A 17352-nucleotide genomic window follows, 5' to 3' on the forward strand; every position below is an offset into this window, starting at 1 on the left:
TCCGGCTCGGAGAAACCGTAATGTGGATCACTCCATCAACGGAAATCCCTGGATGCCGGTGTGACGGGGGGCTCGATCGCGTCCAGCCGGTCCGCGGTGAGGTTCGTGACGCCCTCGTGCCGCTGCAGCCGGCCCCGCACCACGAGTGCTCCACTGGTGCGGGCGACTCGACGGTATCTCTGCCACAACCCCGGGGAGCAAGTGACATTGAGCATCCCGGTCTCGTCCTCCAGGTTGAGGAACGTGACGCCGCCGGCGGTCGCCGGGCGCTGCCGGTGGGTGACGATCCCGCCGACCCGGATCCGCTGCCCGGGTGGCACCTGGCCGAGGCGGGCGATCGGCACCGCACCCAGTTCGTCGAGGCGGTCCCGGATGAACCGGGCCGGGTGGCTCTCCGGGGACAGGCCGGTGGCCCAGACGTCGGCGACCAGGCGGTCCACCGCGGCCATGCCGGGCAGGGTGGGCGGGTCCGCGCCGGTCACCGTGCCGGGCAGCCGGCCGGGCCGGTCCTGGGCCGCCGCGCCGGCGGCCCAGAGGGCCTGCCGCCGGGTCAGCCCGAAACAGGCGAACGCGTCGGCGGTGGCCAGCGCCTCCAGCTGCGCGGCGGTGAGACCGACGCGGCGGGCCAGGTCCGGCATGTCCCGGTACGGCCCGTGCGCGGCGCGTTCCGCCTCGATCCGCTCGGCCACGTCCTCGCCGAGGGTACGGACGCTGCCCAGCCCGAGCCGTACCGCCGGGCCGCCCAGTCCCCAGGCGTGCGGCGGCTCGCCCGGCACGCTGCCCCACCGGGTCTCCGGGGTGGACTCCAGCACCGCCTTGGCGCCGCTGGCGTTGATGTCCGGCCGGCGTACCTCGACGCCGTGCCGGCGGGCGTCGTCGGTGAGCGTCTGCGGCGAGTAGAAGCCCATCGGCTGGGCGTTCAGCAGCGCGGCCAGGAACGGGCCGGGGTGGTAGCGCTTGAGCCACGAGCTGGCGTACACCAGGTAGGCGAAGCTCATCGCGTGGCTCTCCGGGAAGCCGTAGCTGGCGAACGCGGTGAGCTTGCGGTACACGTCGTCGGCCAGTTCGCCGCTGATGCCCCGCTCGGCCATCCCGGCGTAGAGCCGGTCGGCGATCTGCGCCATCCGCTCCACCGACCGCTTCGCCCCCATGGCCCGGCGCAGCTGGTCGGCGCCGGCCGCGTCGAACCCGGCCAGGTCGATGGCGAGCTGCATGAGCTGCTCCTGGAACAGCGGTACGCCGAGCGTCTTCTCCAGCGCGTTGCGCATCAGCGGGTGCGCGTACGTGACCGGCTCCTGGCCGTTCTTGCGCCTGATGTACGGGTGCACCGAGCCGCCCTGGATCGGGCCGGGCCGGATCAGCGCCACCTCCACCACCAGGTCGTAGAACTCGCGCGGCTTGAGCCGGGGCAGCGTGGCCATCTGGGCGCGGCTCTCCACCTGGAACACCCCCACCGAGTCGGCCCGGCAGAGCATGTCGTAGACCTCGGGGTCGTCCAGCGTCATGTCGCCCAGGTCGAGCCGGGAGCCGATCAGGTCGTAGCCGTAGTGCAGCGCCGAGAGCATGCCGAGACCGAGCAGGTCGAACTTGACCAGGCCGACGGCGGCGCAGTCGTCCTTGTCCCACTGGAGCACGCTGCGGCCGGGCATCCGGCCCCACTCCACCGGGCACACCTCGATCACCGGCCGGTCGCAGATCACCATGCCGCCGGAGTGGATGCCCAGGTGCCGGGGGAAGGTCTGCAGCTCGTTGGCGTACGCGACCACCTGCTCCGGGATGTCCGCCACGTCGACCGCGGCGACCGAACCCCACCTGTCGATCTGCTTGCTCCAGGCGTCCTGCTGGCCGGGTGAGAAGCCGAACGCCTTCGCCACGTCCCGCACCGCCGACCGGGGCCGGTACGAGATGACGTTGGCGACCTGGGCGGTGTGCTCCCGGCCGTAGCGGGCGTAGACGTGCTGGATCACCTCCTCCCGGCGGTCGGACTCGATGTCCACGTCGATGTCGGGCGGGCCGTCGCGTTCCGGGGCGAGGAACCGTTCGAACAGCAGCCGGTGCCGGACCGCGTCCACGTTGGTGATGCGCAGCGCGTAGCAGACCGCCGAGTTGGCCGCCGACCCCCGGCCCTGGCAGTAGATGTCCTGCGCGCGGCAGAACGCGACGATGTCGTAGACCACCAGGAAGTAGCCGGGGAAACCGAGGTCTTCGATCATCCGCAGCTCGTGTTCCAGCTGCGCGTACGCCTCCGGGTGCGCCTCGGGCGGGCCGTAGCGCTCGCGGGCGCCGTCCATGGTCAGCCGGCGCAGCCAGCTCATCTCGGTGTGCCCGGGCGGCACCGGGTACGCGGGCAGCTGCGGCGCCACGAGCTGAAGGTCGAAGGCGAGTTCCGCGCCGTACTCGGCGGCCCGTGCCACAGCGCCCGGGTACGCGGCGAACCGCGCCGCCATCTCCGCGCCGCTGCGCAGGTGGGCGGTGGCCGCGGCGGGCAGCCAGCCGTCGATCTCGTCGAGGCTGCGCCGGGCCCGGACCGCCGCCACGGTGGTGGCCAGCCGCCGCCGGCCCGGGGTGGCGTAGTGCACGTTGTTGGCGGCCACCGTGGGCAGCCCGGCCGCGGCGGCCAGGTCGGCGAGCGCGTCGTTGCGGTCGGCGTCGACCGGGTGGCCGTGGTCGGTCAGCTCCACCGCCACCGTCTCCGCGCCGAACAGCGCGGTGAGCCGGTCCAGTTCCCGGGCGGCCGCGTCGACGCCCTCGGTGAGCAGCGCCGCGGGCACGTGCCCCTTGCGGCAGCCGGTCAGCACCAGCACGTGGTCCCGCAGCTCGGCGGCGATCTCCTCCAGCTCGCCGTAGACCGGGCGGCCCTTCTCCCCGCCGCGCAGCTGGGCCCGGGAGATGGTGGCGGCCAGGCGCGCGTACCCCTCGTGGCCGTGCGCGAGCACCAGCAGGTGCCGGCCGAGCGGGTCGGGCTCGCCGTTCTGCGGGCCGGGCAGCCCGAGGGACAGCTCCGCGCCGAAGATCGTCGGCAGCCGCAGCGCGCGGGCCGCCTCGGCGAAGCGCACCACGCCGTAGAAGCCGTCGTGGTCGGTGACGGCGAGCGCGGTCAGCCCGAGCCGGGCCGCTTCCTCGGCCAGTTCCTCCGGGTGGCTGGCCCCGTCGAGGAAGCTGAAGTTGGAGTGCGCGTGCAGCTCCGCGTAGGGCACCACGCCGTCCGGGCGGGCCAGCTCCGGCGGCCGGTATTCCTGGCGCTTGCGGCTCCAGGCCGGTGAGTCGCCGCCGTCGGCGTCGACCGCGAGCGGGTCGACCACGTGCAGGTGCCGCTCACCCCCGCCCCGGCCGGAGAGCACCTGCTCCAGCTTCGACCAGGGCATCTTCGGGTTGTGGAAGCTCACCCGCGCCCGCCTCGCCCTGCACCCGGCCGCCCGAGATGTTGGTACGAAACGGCCCCTGGAGGGGCGCTTTCATTCCAAGATCTTCCCCGGCACTCAGTCATAGATCGCCTCCACCAGCCACTGCCCGCCCTCGACCGCGAGCAGCAGGGCGGCACCGTCGGCCAGGCTCACCTGGAACCGGGCCCGGCGGCGCGCCTCGGCCGGCGCCCACCAGCGCTCGTCCACCGGCCACGGACCGGTCCAGCCGGTGATCTCGGCCGGGCGGCCGTCGCCGACGGTGAGCCGGGCCGGCGCCGCGCTGACCGCCAGCCGCGCGCTCACCACGACCGGCTCCCCGGCCGCGTCACGCACGTCAGCCGGCAGCGGGGCGGGCAGGATCACGGCCGGTGACGGTGGCGGGATCCGGCCCGGCCACGGCGGCTCGGCCACCACCCGGCCCCGCCCGGCCCGCCGCCCGGCACGCACACCCGAAGCCGGTACGACGACCGAGGCGGACGCGGCACCCGGAGCGGCCCCGACAGCCGGGGACGGCGACGCGGCCGGAGCCGGGGACGCCGGAGCCGGTGACGGCAGGGGTGGCGGGCCGGGGCGGGCGGGCGCCCGCTCGTCGCCCCACGGCACGAGGCGTACCTGGTCGGCCGGGGACCGCCCGCCGCCGAGCACGGCGGTGACCACCGCCTCGGGGCCGAGGATGCCCTGCACCCGGCTCAGCGCCCGGTGCGCCCGCTCCCGCTCCTCACCGGTCTCCCCCCACAGCCCGGGTTGCAGGCCCGCCTGGGCGAGCACCCCGTCGGGCACCAGTCGCAACCGGACGATCCCGGCGGTGGGCCGGGCCGGACGCGTCCCGCCCCGGCCGTTGCTGCCGGAGAGCCAGCCGTCGAGCTGCCAGCGGACCCGGTCGGCGACGGCCGCGGCGGTGAGCAGGCCGTCGTGCCGCCAGACCCGGTGCAGTTCCTGGCCGTGGGCGGTGACCGCCTCGATGCCGAGGCGGGTGCAGGCAAGGCCGTACCCGGCCAGCCGCTCGTGCAGCCGCTCGGCGAGCATGCGGGCGGCGAACGCGGCGGCGTCGACCCGGTCGACCGGCTCGTCGTAGTCGGCGGTGACGGTCAGGTCGGCGGGCGGCTGCCGGACCGCCAGCGGACGGTCGTCGCGGCCACCAGCGAGCCGGTGCGCCAGCGCCCCGTCGAAACCGAACCGGGCCAGCACGTCCCCGGCGGGCAGCGCCGCGAAGTCGCCGAGGGTGCGGACGCCGAGCCGGCGCAGCAGGTCGGCCAGCGCGGGCCGGCCGAGCGCCTCGACCGGCCGGGCGGCCAGGAACTCGCGGGTGCCGCCGGGGGCCACGATCCGGCCCTCCCGGGCGGCCAGCCCGGCCGCGAACACCCCGTCGGCGATGCCGGCCTGGCTCTCCACCGCGCAGCTCTGCGCGACGTGCTCCACGATCCGCTCGGCCGCCGCCTCCTCGCCGCCGAGGTAGCGGCTCGGCCCCCGGGCCGCCGTGGCGCAGGCGCCGGGCCGGATCACCTCGACGCCGGCGACCACCTCCTCCACGGCGGCCACCACCGGCTCGAACGCGCGTACGTCCCGCCCGGGGTCGTGGTCGACCACCGTCAGGTGCGGGCAGCGCCCCTGCGCCTCGCGGCGGCGCAGCCCGCGCCGGATGCCCTCGGCACGTGCCCGCTCGGAGCAGGCGATCACCCGGTTGGCGTGCAGCACCACGACCGGGTCGGTGGCGGGCACCCCGTCGACGATCTCGGCGGCGAGAACCGGCCAGTCCGGGCACCAGAGCAGCAGCGTCCGCTGCGGTTCGCCGCTCACGCCGGACCGGCCGCGGCGAGCGTACGGGCGGGTGGGGCGACCACGCGCAGCCGGCGCGACGGCGCGGCGGACGGGACGCCGAGCCCCGCCGAGCGGGGGATCACCCGGGTCAGCTCGTCGCCGGGCAGCCACACCTTGATCTCCTTGGGGCGGGCGGCGGCGCCCCGGCCCCGGGCCGAGACGGTCACCTCGCGGCGGCGCAGCCGCCCGCGACCGGCGCCGAGCCCCTGCCAGACGCCCCGGACCACCTGGAGCGTGACGTCCGCGCCGTCCCACCGCCCGTACGGGACCAGGACGCTTCCGCGCTGCCGGGCACGGGCGGCCAGCCGGGTGGCGACCGAGGCGGAGACGGTGGCCGGCACGGCGGTGACCACCACGTCGACCCCGTCGATGAGCGCGGCGACCACTGTGGGCCACTCCGGCCCGGGGTCGGGCACCAGGGCCAGCCGCTCCAGGGCGATGCCCGCCTCGGCGGCGGCGCCGGCCCCGAAGGTGGGTACGCCGACCACCGCGCACCACGAGCCGGCCCGGGACGCCTCGGCGAGCAGCGCGATGATCAGCGAGGTGGCGCCGCTGCGCCGGGGCTGGCCGGCGCCGACCGCGACGGTGCTGCCACGCCGCAGACCGCGGTTGGGCAGCAGCCCGGTCAGCTCGGCCCGCACGGGCAGTACCCGGTGGCCGCCGGCCGGGTCGGGCGCGCTCGCCGGACGGACCAGATCGGCCAGGGCGGCGGAACCGACCACCATGCGGCCCGCCATCGGACCAACCCCCCGTCGTGTTTCGCCACGGGCTCGCCCGTGGATGGTGCTGTGGGTCGTGTGGTGCGCGGCACGCGTGTGCCGTGGGTGCGGCGCCCGGCCACCCGGGGTCCCGCCGGTGGTGGCCGGGCGCCACGAATCAGGCGGCGGCCGCTCCGGGCCGCGACGGCGGGGAGTCGGAGGCGCCGAGCCGCAGCGGGCGGGGCAGGCCGTCGAGCGCCGGCTGGTGGGCCAGGCCGAGCGCGGTCTCCACCACCGTCACGAACTCCTCGGCGGCGCGCAGCAGGTCGTCGGCCTCGCGGGCGGTGACCACGCGGGGGATGCCGGCCTCGGCGGCGGCCCGTTTGCTCGCGCCGGCGGCGAAGTAGGCGGCCCACTCGTCCAGCTCGGGGGCGACGGTGGCGAGCAGCACCCAGACGCTGGTGATCCGGTGCCGGCGGGTGGGCGCGGGGCGGGCCCGGGCGGCGAGCACGGCGGCGGCGGCGCGCAGCGCCGCGAGATGGGCGGCGGCGTACCGGAGGCCGTCGGGTCGGGTGCGGGCGGCCTCGGCCAGCCCGTCGCGGGCCACCGCGAGCAACTGGGCGGGGGTGCGGTGCGGCAGCACGTGCGCGGGCACCGTGGGCGCCTGGGCCGGACTGGTCGGCATGGGTCTCTCCTCCGCGTGTGGCCGGGGCGGGCGGTCGCGCGACGGTGGACGTCGCCCGGTCGCCCGGAGCGGTCGGTGCGGAGGAAGACGCACCTTGGTGGCGGCCGGCCGGATGTGGACGCTTCCCCACACCCACACCCGGCCGGCGTGCCGGCGGGTCCGTCGCCCGCCGCCCGGGGGTCGTGGGCGGCGGGCGACGACCTGCCTGACGGGCCCGGACTCGCGACTGTCCGAGACCCGGTGCGGCCCGCGGTGCCGCACCTCCCGGAAGCCGGTGCCGCGAAACACCGCTTCCGGAGCGTTCGACGAGTGCGCGACCGGCTCGGATCAGGCCGGGCCAGCCGGGGAGCTGAGCCGCTTGCCGTTCAAGCCGAACCTGACGTCGAGCCGTAATCGAACACTCGTTCTAACTACCCTGACAGTACACCTCCCCCCCGACGAAAACGCAACGTGTGACGCGCCGGGGACGCACGGGAGGGCGACGGCCCCCGGCGGGGTCGTCGCGGGGTGGGGGAAGAATGGGTGCATGCAGCCACACCCGAACGTGCAGGCGGTGCAGCGCGCGCTCGACGACGCGGGCGCGCGGAACGGATCGGGCGAGGCCAGCCTCGTCCGACTGCTGCCCGACGCGGTGCACACCGCCGCCGCGGCGGCCGAGGCGCTCGGTGTCGCCGTCGGCGCCATCGCCAACTCGCTGATCTTCGACGCGGACGACGCGCCGCTGCTGGTGCTCACCTCCGGCGCGCACCGGGTGGACACCGCCGGGCTGGCCGCCGGGCTGGGCGTGACCCACCTGCGCCGGGCCACTCCGGAGTTCGTCAAACGGCACACCGGGCAGGTGATCGGCGGCGTCGCACCGGTCGGCCACCCCGCGCCGCTGCGCACCGTCGTGGACACCGCCCTGGCTGGGTACGACGAGGTGTGGGCCGCCGGCGGCGTACCCCGGGCGGTGTTCCCCACCACGTACGCGGAACTGCTGCGGATCACCGCCGGCACCCCGGCCGAGGTGGCGTGAACCCCGGACTCGTCACGCTGCACGTGTGGCGTGTGCCCCGCCGGGCCGTACCCGGTGTGCTGGGCCGGATGGCCACCCACCCGGCGCGGCTGCGCCGGCTGCCGGGGGTCCGCTTCGCCAAGCTGCTCGGCACCGGGACCGGCACCGGCTTCGGCCCCGGCGACGCCGACCTGACCCGGTGGGCCGCGCTCGTGGTGTGGGACTCCCCCGCCGACGCGGCCGGCTTCGACGCCTCCCCGGTCGCCCGTTCCTGGGCCCGGATCGCCGACGCCGCGGTACGGGTCGATCTGCGCCCGCTGACCAGCCGCGGCCGGTGGTCCGGCCGGGAACCGTTCGGCGCGCCGGCCGGCGGACGGGTCACCGGGCCGGTGCTGGCGCTGACCCGGGCCCGGTTGCGGGCCCGCCGCGCGGCCACGTTCTGGCGGGCGATCCCGCCGGTCGCCGCCGAGCTGCACGCCGCGCCCGGCCTGCTCGCCCGGTTCGGCGTCGGCGAGGCGCCGCTGGGCTGGCAGGGCACGGTGAGCGTGTGGCGCGACCCGGCGGACCTGGTCGCGTTCGCGTACCGTTCCCCGGAGCACCGCGCCGCGATCACCCGTACCCCCACCGAGGGCTGGTACGCGGAGGAACTGTTCGCGCGGTTCGCGGTGGGCGACGTGGTCGGCGACCGTACGGTGCTGGGCTGGGCCGCCGCCGAAGGCGACCCGGAAACATCGAGAGGGTACGCATGAGGCTGGTGCGGTGGACACCGGACGACCTGGTCCGGCGGCTGGACGACGTGGTGGCCGTCTACGGCGAGGCGATGGGCTACCGGCCCGACCTGCTGGAGGCCCGCCGCGGCTACATCGCCACCCACGTGCGACGGCCCGGCTTCCGCGCCGTCGCCAGCCTGACCAGCGAGGGACACCTGGCCGGTTTCGGGTACGGCTACCGGGGCGCCACCGGGCAGTGGTGGCACGACCAGGTGCACCGGGCGCTGAACGCGCAGGACCGGCAACGCTGGCTGGCCCACCCGTTCGAGGTGGTGGAACTGCACGTCCGGCCGCCCGCGCAGGGGCACGGCCTGGGCGCCCGCCAGTTGCGCGCACTGCTCGCCGTGGCCGAGGGCGACACCACGCTGCTGTCCACGCCGGAGGCCGACGAGGAGAAGTCCCGGGCCTGGCGGCTGTACCGCCGGTTCGGCTTCGTCGACGTGCTGCGGCACTTCCACTTCCCCGGTGACGAGCGGCCGTTCGGCGTGCTCGGCCGGGACCTGCCGCTGCCCCCGCCGGACGCTTCATGAGGGGGCGGCTGCCCTGGACGCTGCTGGCCGTGCTGGTGCTCGCCCAGATCTGCTACCCGCTCACCGGCGGCGCGACCCGGGCCGGGCTCACGGTGGCCACAGTGGTGCTCGGCTGGCTGCTCTCGGTCGGCCACGCGCTGCTCACCCGGGGCGTCCGTACCGCCGTCGCGCTGGTCGCTGTCGTCACCGGCGGCGGGTTCGCGGTGGAGGCGCTCGGTGTGGCCACCGGGTTCCCGTTCGGCAGCTACGACTACTCCGGCGAGCTGGGCCCGAAGCTGGCCGGGGTGCCGCTGATCATCCCGCTCGCCTGGACCTGGATGGCCTGGCCGGCGTGGCTCACCGCGGTCCGGCTGGTCCGCTCCCGGGTCGCCCGGATCGCGCTCTCGGCGGTGGGGCTGGCCGCCTGGGACCTGTTCCTCGACCCGCAGATGGTGGCCGAGGGCTACTGGACCTGGCTCGACGCCACCCCGGCGCTGCCCGGGCTGCCCGGCATCCCGGTCAGCAACTACCTGGGCTGGCTGGGCTTCGCGGTACTGCTCGCCGTCGCGCTGCGCCCGCTCGCCGGCCCGTCGGTGGACCGGGTCGACGGCCGGGACGCCCCGATGTTCGCGCTCTACCTCTGGACGTACGCCTCCAGCGTGCTGGCGCACGCGGTGTTCCTGCGGCTGCCGGCGTCGGCGCTGTGGGGTGCGGCCGGGATGGCGGTGGCGGCGGTGCCGCTGGCGGTGACGCTGTGGCGGGCCCGCCGGCGGGACCGGGCCGGCACGCCGGAGCCGGCGCCGCGCGTCGACGCCCCGGCATGATCGCCGTCCTCGCGCTGACCGTGGCGGTCGCCGCGCTGACCGGGCACACGCTGGTCAACGCGTACGCCTGGCTGCGCCGCCCCGGCGCCGGCCCGGCCGAGGTGACCGAGCCGGTGGCGGTGCTGCTGCCGCTGCGCGACGAGGCCGAGCGGGTCACCCCGTGCCTGCGCGCGCTGCTGGCCCAGCGCGGCGTACCGGACCTGCGGATCGTGGTGCTCGACGACGGCTCGACCGACGGCACCGCCGACGTGGTCCGCGCGGTGGCAGGCGACGATCCCCGCCTCACGCTGCTCACCGGCGTCGCCCCGCCGCCGGGCTGGCTGGGCAAGCCGCACGCCTGCTGGCAGCTCGCCACCCGTACCGCCCCGGAACCGGCGGTGCTGGCCTTCGTAGACGCGGACGTGGTGCTCACCCCGTACGCGGTGGCGGCGGCGGTGACCGAGTTGCGCGCGGCCGGCGCGGCGCTGCTGTCGCCGTACCCCCGGATCGTGGTGCGGACGGCGGCCGACCGGCTGGTGCAGCCGTTGCTGCAGTGGTTGTGGCTGACGTTCCTGCCGCTGCGCGCGATGGAACGCTCACGGCGGCCGTCGCTGGCCGCGGCGGGCGGGCAGTTCCTGGTCGTGGACCGGGTCGGCTACCTGCGGGCCGGCGGGCACGCGGCGGTGGCCGACAAGGTGCTGGAGGACATCGAGCTGGCCCGGGCGGTGAAGCGGGCCGGCGGGCGGATCGCGCTGGCCGACGGGTCCCGGCTGGCGTCCTGCCGGATGTACGACACCTGGCCGCAGCTGCGCGACGGCTACACGAAGTCGCTGTGGGCGACGTTCGGGCACCCCGCCGCCGCGGCGGCCGTGCTGGCGCTGCTGGTCGCGCTCTACGTCGCGCCGCCGCTGCTGGCTCTCGGGGCGCTGCTCGCCGGCGCGCCGGCGGTGGCCGCGGTGGCGTTCCTGGCCTACCTGGCCGGCGTCGCCGGGCGGGTGGTCAGCGCCCGCGCGACCGGCGGACGGGCGTGGCCCGACGCGCTGGGCCACCCCGTGTCGGTCGTGGTCCTCGGTTGGCTGACCGTCCGGTCGTACCATCTGCGGAAGCGACACCGGCTCACCTGGCGGGGTCGCCCGGTCACCTAGGAGGGGCACGCCATGGCGCGCATCGTGGTCATCGGCGCCGGGGTGGGCGGGCTAGCCACCGCCGCCCGGCTCGCGGTCACCGGGCACGAGGTCACCGTCCTCGAACGGGCCGGCACGGTCGGGGGGAAGCTCGGCCGGTACGCCCACCACACCCCGGAGGGGGTGTGGCACTTCGACACCGGGCCGAGCCTGTTCACCCTGCCGCAGGTCTTCCACGACCTGTTCGAGGCGACCGGGGCGAAGCTCGACGAATACCTCGACCTGGTCCCGCTGGACCCGATCGTGCGGCACGTCTTCCCCGGGGGCGGGCCCACGCTCGACTCCTGCGCCGACCCGGACGAGTTCGCCGCCCGGATCGGCGCCGCGTTCGGGGACCGGTCCGCCGCCGACTGGCGCGGGCTGTGGCGGCGCGCGGACCGGGTGTGGGCGGCCTCGCACCGGGACATCCTGCGCCGTACCGTCGACTCGCCCCGTGACCTGGCGGCGCTGGCCTGGCGGCTGGGCGACCTGGCCGCCATCGGCCCCGGCCGCAGTCTGCGCGGGCTGGGCCGCCGCCACCTGTCCGACCCGCGGATGCGGATGCTGCTGGACCGGTACGCCACGTACACCGGCGCCGACCCGCGCCGCGCCCCGGCCGCGCTCGTCGCCGTCCCCTACGCCGAGCTGGCGTACGGCGGCTGGTACCTGCGCGGCGGACTGGGCACGCTCGCCGACGCGCTGCTGTCGCGCTGCCTGGACCTGGGTGTGGTGGTACGCACCGACGCCGCGGTCACCCGGATCGACGCCGCGGGCGGGCGGGTACACGGGGTACGCGTGGCCGGGTCCGCCGCGCCGGTGCCCGCCGACGTGGTGGTGGCGAACGTGGACGCGCTCACCCTCTACCGGGACCTGCTGCCCGACCCGCGCCGGCTGGCCGCGCTCACCGACCGCAGCCTGGCCGGGTTCGTGCTGCTGCTGGGCGTACGCGGCGACTCCGGGCTGGCCCACCACACCGTCTTCTTCCCCCGCGACTACGACGCCGAGTTCGACGCCGTGTTCGGCGACCCGGGTCGCGGGGTACGGGCCCGCCCGGCGCCCGACCCGACCGTGTTCGTCACCGCCGCCGACGACCCGGCGGTCCGCCCGGACGGCCACGAGGCGTGGTTCGTGCTCGTCAACGCGCCCCGCCACGGGACCGCCGCGAGCGCTGTGGACTGGCGGCGGCCGGGCCTGGCCGAGGCGTACGCGGACCGGATCCTGGACGTGCTGGCCGAGCGCGGTGCCGACGTGCGGGACCGGCTGGTGTTCCGGGAGATCCGCACCCCGGCCGACCTGGACGCGGCCACCGGCGCGCCGGGCGGGGCGATCTACGGCACCGCGGGCGGGCTGCTGCGCCCGGCCAACCGGGGGCCGGTGGCCGGGCTCTGGCTGGTCGGCGGCTCCAGTCACCCGGGCGGCGGGCTGCCCATGGTGACGTTGTCCGCGGAGATCGTCGCCGAGGCGGTCGGCCCGGCCTGGTGAGGTGTCGCCGACCGCCGCACGGGCGCGCGGCGGTCAGCCGGCGTCGACCAGGGCGCGGCGGACGGCGGAGAGCAACTGACCGAGGCCGAACCCGGCGAGCAGCACCCAGACCGTGGTGGCCATGGTGATCGTGCCGGCGGTCAGGTCGGCGTCGATCAGCCCGGTGAGCCCGGCGACCAGCAGCCCGACCAGCGCCACGCAGACCCGGGTGGGCCGCTCCCCCACCGTCACCGCGCCGATCTCCCGCATCCCCGCCGAGACCGCGCGCGCCCGCACGTACTCGTGCAGCCAGGACAGCCCACCGGCCGCCGCGACCAGCGCGCCCGGCGCGCCGAGCAGCCAGAACGCGACCAGCCAGGCCACCTCGCCGAGCCGGTCGGCGACCGAGTCGTACACGTAGCCCAGCCGGGTGGTGCGGCCGGTCGCGACCGCCACCGCGCCGTCCACGCTGTCGGCCACGGCCGCCAGCAGCACGAACAACGCGCCCAGGAACGGCCCGTTGCCGGGCCGCTCCACGAACAGGGGTACGCAGAAGCAGAGCAGCACCCCGAACACGGTCACCGGGGTGGGGCCGACGCGCAGCCGGCCCAGCACGTAGCCCACGTGGTAGGCGAAGCGCAGCCAGGCGCGCACCACCGGCGCGGCGGTACGCGGATCGAAGCCGCCGTGCAGCCGCGCCCACGCGGTCGCGTACTGGTCCCAGTTCAGCTGTGTGCCCACCACGGATCAACCGTAGAAGCACGGCGCGGGTGTCGTGTGGCGGGTGGTCACACCCGCGCGGCGGCGCGCAGCCGCTGCCACACCTCCCGGGTCGCGGTGGACCGGTTGAGGGTGATGAAGTGGATCCCCGGCACGCCCTCGTCGAGCAGCTTCTCGCACATCTCGCCCGCCTGTTCGACGCCGAGTCGGCGGACCGCCTCCGGGTCGTCGGCCACCCGCTCGAACCGCTGCGCCAGGGCGGGCGGGAACGGCGCGCCGGACAGCTGCACCGAGCGTTCGATGGTGCCGATCTGGGTCACCGGCATCACCCCGGCCAGGATCGGGGTGTCGCAGCCGGCGGCGGCGACCCGGTCGCGCAGGCGCAGGTACTCGTCGGCGTCGAAGAACATCTGGGTGATCGCGAACTCCGCGCCGGCCCGGCACTTGCGGACGAAGTGCGCGGTGTCGCTGTCCACGTCCGGCGAGCGCGGGTGCTTGTACGGGAACGCGGCCACGCCGACGCTGAAGTCGCCGCTGTCGCGGACCAGCCGGACCAGGTCCTCGGCGTACCGGACGCCCTCGGGGTGGGCGATCCACTCGCCGCCCGGGTCGCCCGGCGGGTCGCCCCGCACGGCCAGCACGTTGCGGACCCCGACCGAGGCCAGCCGGCCGATCACGTGCCGCAGCTCGGCGACCGAGTGGTTCACCGCGGTCAGGTGCGCCATCGGCAGCAGCGTCGTCTCGGTGGCGATGCGTTCGGTCACCGCCACCGTGGTGTCGCGGGTCGAGCCGCCCGCGCCGTAGGTGATCGACACGAACGAGGGCCGCAGCGACTCCAGCTCGCGGATGGCCTGCCAGAGCAGCTTCTCCCCGGCCGGGGTCTTCGGCGGGAAGAACTCGAAGGAGAACGTGGGGCGGCCGTCACGGATCAGCTCCCCGATGGCCGGCTGGGGATTGGGAAGGACCGAGGGAAGACCGAGCGCCACGGACCGACTGTAACCGGGACGGCACGCCGCACCGGGAATCTTCCCAGCCCGCGAACACCTGTCCCGGCGCGACGTCGTACCCCGGGGGTAGAAATGCGGCAGCGCGGTGGGGCGGCCGACGGCCGTTCCGGGGGCCCGCGCGGGGGTCGCCACGACGGCGACGCACCGGCGCCACCACCTGGCCGGGCGTCCGCGTCGCCATCCGCGCCGTCGCCCCGGAGGTTCCGATGATCCCGTCCCCGCCGCCGGCCCCGCGCCTGCTCGGGCCGCTGCTGGCCGAGTTGCGGGCCGCCCGTGGCTGGAGCCAGCAGCGGCTGGCCGACGAGCTCTGCGCCGCCTCCGGCGTGCCCACGCTGACCCGCAACGAGGTGTCCCGCTGGGAGCGCCAGCTGCGGCTTCCCGGCGACTTCTGGTCCGCCTGGCTGGCGACTGTCCTGCGGGTGCCGGGCGAGGTGCTGGCCGGGGCCGCCGCCCGCAGCCGCCGGCTGGGCGTGGCGCCCGCGGTGGTCGACCCGGCCGGCTCCCGGGCCCGGCTGGCCCTGCTCACGCTCGCGTACCGCTGGGCGGCCGACCCGGGCGGCCGCACGCCGGCCGGTCCGTTCGCCGCCGCGCCGCCGCGGCACGGCCGTCCCGGGCGGGACGACGGGGGCACGCCGGCGGACGAGGCCTTGTCGCTCGGCGTCCCGCGCGGGCCGGACGAGCCCGCCGGCCGTGGTCACCCGGCGGACCGGGTGACGCTCGCCACGCTGCGGCGCTGGGACGACCTGCTCGGCGGCGGCGACCTCGCCGGGTACGGCGCCCGCCGGCTGCGGCACGCGGTCCGCGGCTACCGGCGCGCCGGGCCCGCCGGCCGGCGCGCGTTACTGCCCGCGCTCGCCGAGTCGGCGCAGCTCGCCGGCTGGCTGGCCGCCGACGCCGGGGACCCCGGCGGGGGCCTGGTCGCGTACCGGCTGGCGCTGCGGGCGGCGGTCGCCGCCGGGCAGCCGCCGCTGGCCGGGCACGTGCTCGCGTCGGCCAGTCACCTGCTGGCCGACGCCGGCGACCCGGCCGGCGCGCTGGTCCTGGCCCGGATCGGGTACGCCGCCGCCCGCGCCACCGCCACGCCCGGTCTGCGGGCGCTGCTGCTGCACCGGGTGGCGCTCGCCGCCGCGCTCGCCGGGCGTGCCCGCGCCGCCGGGCAGGCGCTGGCCGGGGCGGACCGGGCGGGCACGCCGGAGCCCGGCCGGGAGCCGCCCTGGCTGTACTGGCTCGACGCGGCCGAACTGGCGGCGATGACCGGGCGCACGCTCGTCGCGCTGGGCCGTCCGGCCGCCGCCGTGCCGCTGCTGACGCCGGTGGTGGTCGCGCCGGGCCGCCCGCGCCGGTCGGCCGTCTACGGCGGCTGGCTGGCCCGCGGACACCTGGGCCTGGGCGCGGTGCCCGAGGCGTGCGCGGTGGCCGGCGAGGCGCTGCTCGACGCGGTCCGGTCCGGTTCCGCCCGGGCCGTAGGCCAGCTCACCGCGTTCCGTCGCGGCCTGGCAGACGCGCCGCCCGCGCCGGCCAGCCGGGGGTACGCGCGACTGGTCACCGCGGCCCGCCCGTACCTGCCGTCCGGCGTGCCGCGCCACCTGCGCGACCGTCCGGGCAGGTGAGCCACGAGGCACGCCGGGACGCCGGGCGCGGCGGGAACGGGTGTGAACCGCTAGCGTCGTGGCGTGACCCACGCTGCTCCCGTATCCCCCGTCGACCGTGCCGGCCTGCGCCAGCGGATCGACAAGGCGCTCACCGAGTTCCTCGCCGGCCAGCGTGGCTGGCTGACCGCCGTCGACGACGGCCTGCTGCCCGTCGCCGAGGCGATCGAGGCGTTCGTGCTGGGCGGCGGCAAGCGGCTGCGCCCGGCGTTCGGCTACTGGGGTTACCGGGGCGCCGGCGGGATCGACTCCGACCAGGTCGTCGCCACCCTGGCGGCGCTGGAGTTCGTGCAGGCCAGCGCGCTGATCCACGACGACCTGATGGACCGGTCGGACACCCGGCGGGGCGAGCCGGCGATGCACAGGCGGTTCGCCACCCGGCACCGTACGGCCGGCTGGGGCGGCGACGCGGACTCCTTCGGCGACGCCGCGGCGATCCTGCTGGGCGACCTGTGCCTGGTCTGGTCCGACGAGCTGCTGCACTCCTCCGGCCTGCCGCCGGCCACCGTGGCCCGGGCCCGGCCGGTCTTCGACGAGATGCGCACCGAGGTGACCGTCGGGCAGTACCTGGACGTGCTGACCCAGGCCACCGGGGACACCTCGCTGGACCGGGCCGCGAAGGTGGCCCGGTACAAGTCGGCGAAGTACACGGTCGAGCGCCCGCTGCTGCTGGGCGCCGCGCTGGCCGGCGCGCCGCCCGAGGTGCACGCCGCCTACTCGGCGTACGGCCTGCCGCTGGGTGAGGCGTTCCAGCTCCGCGACGACGTGCTCGGTGTGTTCGGCGACCCGGAGCGCACCGGCAAGCCGGCCGGCGACGACCTGCGCGAGGGCAAGCGGACGTACCTGGTGGCGGCGGCTCTGGAGACGCTCGACCAGGCCGGCCGGGAGGCGCTGCTGGCCGGGCTCGGCGTACCGGACCTGGACGCGGCCGGGGTGGACCGGCTGCGCGAGCTGATCACGACGAGCGGCGCGCTGGATCGGGCCGAACGGCACATCACCGCGCTGACCGAGAGCGCCCTGGCCGCGCTGACCGCTGTCGACCTGGACACCGAGGCCCGCCAGGCCCTGGTCGACCTGGCCATCGCCGCCACCCGCCGCCCCGCCTGACCCTTGTCAGGTGGCGTCGATCATGAAGTTGGCGGCGAAGTCGATCTCCGATCGTGCCGCCAACTTCATGATCGACGAGGACGGGCGGGTGGGTGGGAGGGTTAGAAGGCGACGGCCTGGGCTCGGCGTTTGACCTCGCGGGCCAGGTCGCCGCCGAGGGCTACGGCCGGGGTGCCGGGAAGACTGGGGTCCTCCCGGTAGAGCCAGCGCAGCGCCTCCTCGTCGTCGTACCCGGCGTCGGCGAGCAGGTTGAGCACGCCGGGCAGATGCTTGAGCACGGTGCGGTTGGCCACCAGGTCGGCCGGGATCCGGCGCACGCCGTCGCGGCGTACCGCGATCAGTTCGCGGTCGCGGATCATCTGGTGCACCTTGCTGATCGACAGGTCCAGGCGCTCGGCCACGTCGGGCAGCGTCAGCCAGCCGGCCGGGTCGGCCGGTCCGGCCAGGTCGGGGCCGGTCTCGGCGGGTACGGAATCGGTCACCCGACCACCCTGCCACGTGCCCGCCGGGCGCGGCGCGCGGCACCCCGCACCGTGGCGGTCCCCCCGTGTCGCAACCCGGCGG

Annotated in this window: 15 protein-coding genes; 8 read left to right on the forward strand and 7 right to left on the reverse strand. The window is 76.6% G+C overall.

Features of this window, described 5'->3' with window-relative positions:
* Positions 1-35 precede the first annotated feature (35 nt).
* The 4 genes from SM452_RS16315 to SM452_RS16330 form a co-directional block, all read right to left on the reverse strand.
* Positions 36-3386, reverse strand: coding sequence for an error-prone DNA polymerase (locus SM452_RS16315; protein WP_355511656.1), 3351 nt, complete (start codon positions 3384-3386; stop codon positions 36-38).
* 93 nt (positions 3387-3479) lie between these two features.
* Complete coding sequence (locus SM452_RS16320; protein WP_463840204.1) at positions 3480-5201, reverse strand: DNA polymerase Y family protein; 1722 nt, start codon at positions 5199-5201, stop codon at positions 3480-3482.
* Positions 5198-5959, reverse strand: coding sequence for a hypothetical protein (locus SM452_RS16325; RefSeq protein WP_355511654.1), 762 nt, complete (start codon positions 5957-5959; stop codon positions 5198-5200). Before SM452_RS16325 ends, SM452_RS16320 begins: the two co-directional genes overlap by 4 nt.
* Before the next feature lie 139 nt (positions 5960-6098).
* Entirely contained in the window at positions 6099-6605 is a 507-nt protein-coding gene (locus SM452_RS16330) for an SAV_6107 family HEPN domain-containing protein (protein WP_262014577.1), read from the reverse strand.
* A 526-nt stretch (positions 6606-7131) separates the two neighbouring features.
* Here SM452_RS16330 and SM452_RS16335 point away from each other — a divergent pair.
* From SM452_RS16335 to SM452_RS16360, 6 genes are read left to right on the forward strand one after another with little or no spacing between them, the layout of a single operon-like run.
* On the forward strand, positions 7132-7620 hold the full coding sequence (locus SM452_RS16335) for a YbaK/EbsC family protein (protein ID WP_262014576.1): 489 nt from the start codon (positions 7132-7134) through the stop codon (positions 7618-7620).
* Positions 7617-8348: a monooxygenase gene (locus SM452_RS16340; protein ID WP_355511652.1), complete on the forward strand. Its 732-nt coding sequence runs from the start codon at positions 7617-7619 to the stop codon at positions 8346-8348. Before SM452_RS16335 ends, SM452_RS16340 begins: the two co-directional genes overlap by 4 nt.
* Positions 8345-8899, forward strand: coding sequence for a GNAT family N-acetyltransferase (locus SM452_RS16345; protein WP_262014574.1), 555 nt, complete (start codon positions 8345-8347; stop codon positions 8897-8899). The genes SM452_RS16340 and SM452_RS16345 overlap by 4 nt, the downstream gene beginning before the upstream one ends.
* Positions 8896-9702: a carotenoid biosynthesis protein gene (locus tag SM452_RS16350; protein ID WP_355511650.1), complete on the forward strand. Its 807-nt coding sequence runs from the start codon at positions 8896-8898 to the stop codon at positions 9700-9702. Before SM452_RS16345 ends, SM452_RS16350 begins: the two co-directional genes overlap by 4 nt.
* The gene (locus tag SM452_RS16355) at positions 9699-10826 is read left to right on the forward strand and encodes a glycosyltransferase family 2 protein (RefSeq protein ID WP_463840205.1); all 1128 of its coding nucleotides are present in this window, start codon (positions 9699-9701) and stop codon (positions 10824-10826) included. The genes SM452_RS16350 and SM452_RS16355 overlap by 4 nt, the downstream gene beginning before the upstream one ends.
* 12 nt (positions 10827-10838) lie before the next feature.
* A complete protein-coding gene (locus SM452_RS16360) occupies positions 10839-12326 on the forward strand; it encodes a phytoene desaturase family protein (RefSeq protein WP_355511646.1) in 1488 nt (495 codons plus the stop codon).
* A 33-nt stretch (positions 12327-12359) separates the two neighbouring features.
* Here the strand turns inward: SM452_RS16360 and SM452_RS16365 are convergent, their stop codons facing one another.
* Together SM452_RS16365 and metF are read right to left on the reverse strand one after the other, a co-directional pair.
* Positions 12360-13049, reverse strand: coding sequence for a CDP-alcohol phosphatidyltransferase family protein (locus tag SM452_RS16365; protein ID WP_013287633.1), 690 nt, complete (start codon positions 13047-13049; stop codon positions 12360-12362).
* 44 nt (positions 13050-13093) lie between these two features.
* Positions 13094-14011, reverse strand: coding sequence for a methylenetetrahydrofolate reductase [NAD(P)H] (gene metF / locus SM452_RS16370; RefSeq protein WP_355511644.1), 918 nt, complete (start codon positions 14009-14011; stop codon positions 13094-13096).
* Between the two features lie 227 nt (positions 14012-14238).
* Here metF and SM452_RS16375 point away from each other — a divergent pair, with 227 nt between their 5' ends.
* Positions 14239-15642, forward strand: coding sequence for a helix-turn-helix domain-containing protein (locus SM452_RS16375; RefSeq protein ID WP_463840206.1), 1404 nt, complete (start codon positions 14239-14241; stop codon positions 15640-15642).
* Positions 15643-15705: 63 nt separating this feature from the next.
* Positions 15706-16788 carry a polyprenyl synthetase family protein gene (locus SM452_RS16380; protein WP_355511640.1) on the forward strand — a complete coding sequence of 361 codons (1083 nt, stop codon included), beginning with the start codon at positions 15706-15708 and terminating at the stop codon, positions 16786-16788.
* 101 nt (positions 16789-16889) lie between these two features.
* On the opposite strand, the gene SM452_RS16385 is transcribed toward SM452_RS16380, so the two are convergent.
* Positions 16890-17270, reverse strand: a complete 381-nt coding sequence (locus tag SM452_RS16385; protein ID WP_135241310.1) for an Rv2175c family DNA-binding protein — start codon at positions 17268-17270, stop codon at positions 16890-16892.
* Positions 17271-17352: the final 82 nt, after the last annotated feature.

The sequence above is a fragment of the Micromonospora sp. SYSU B005 genome, assembly GCF_055362685.1.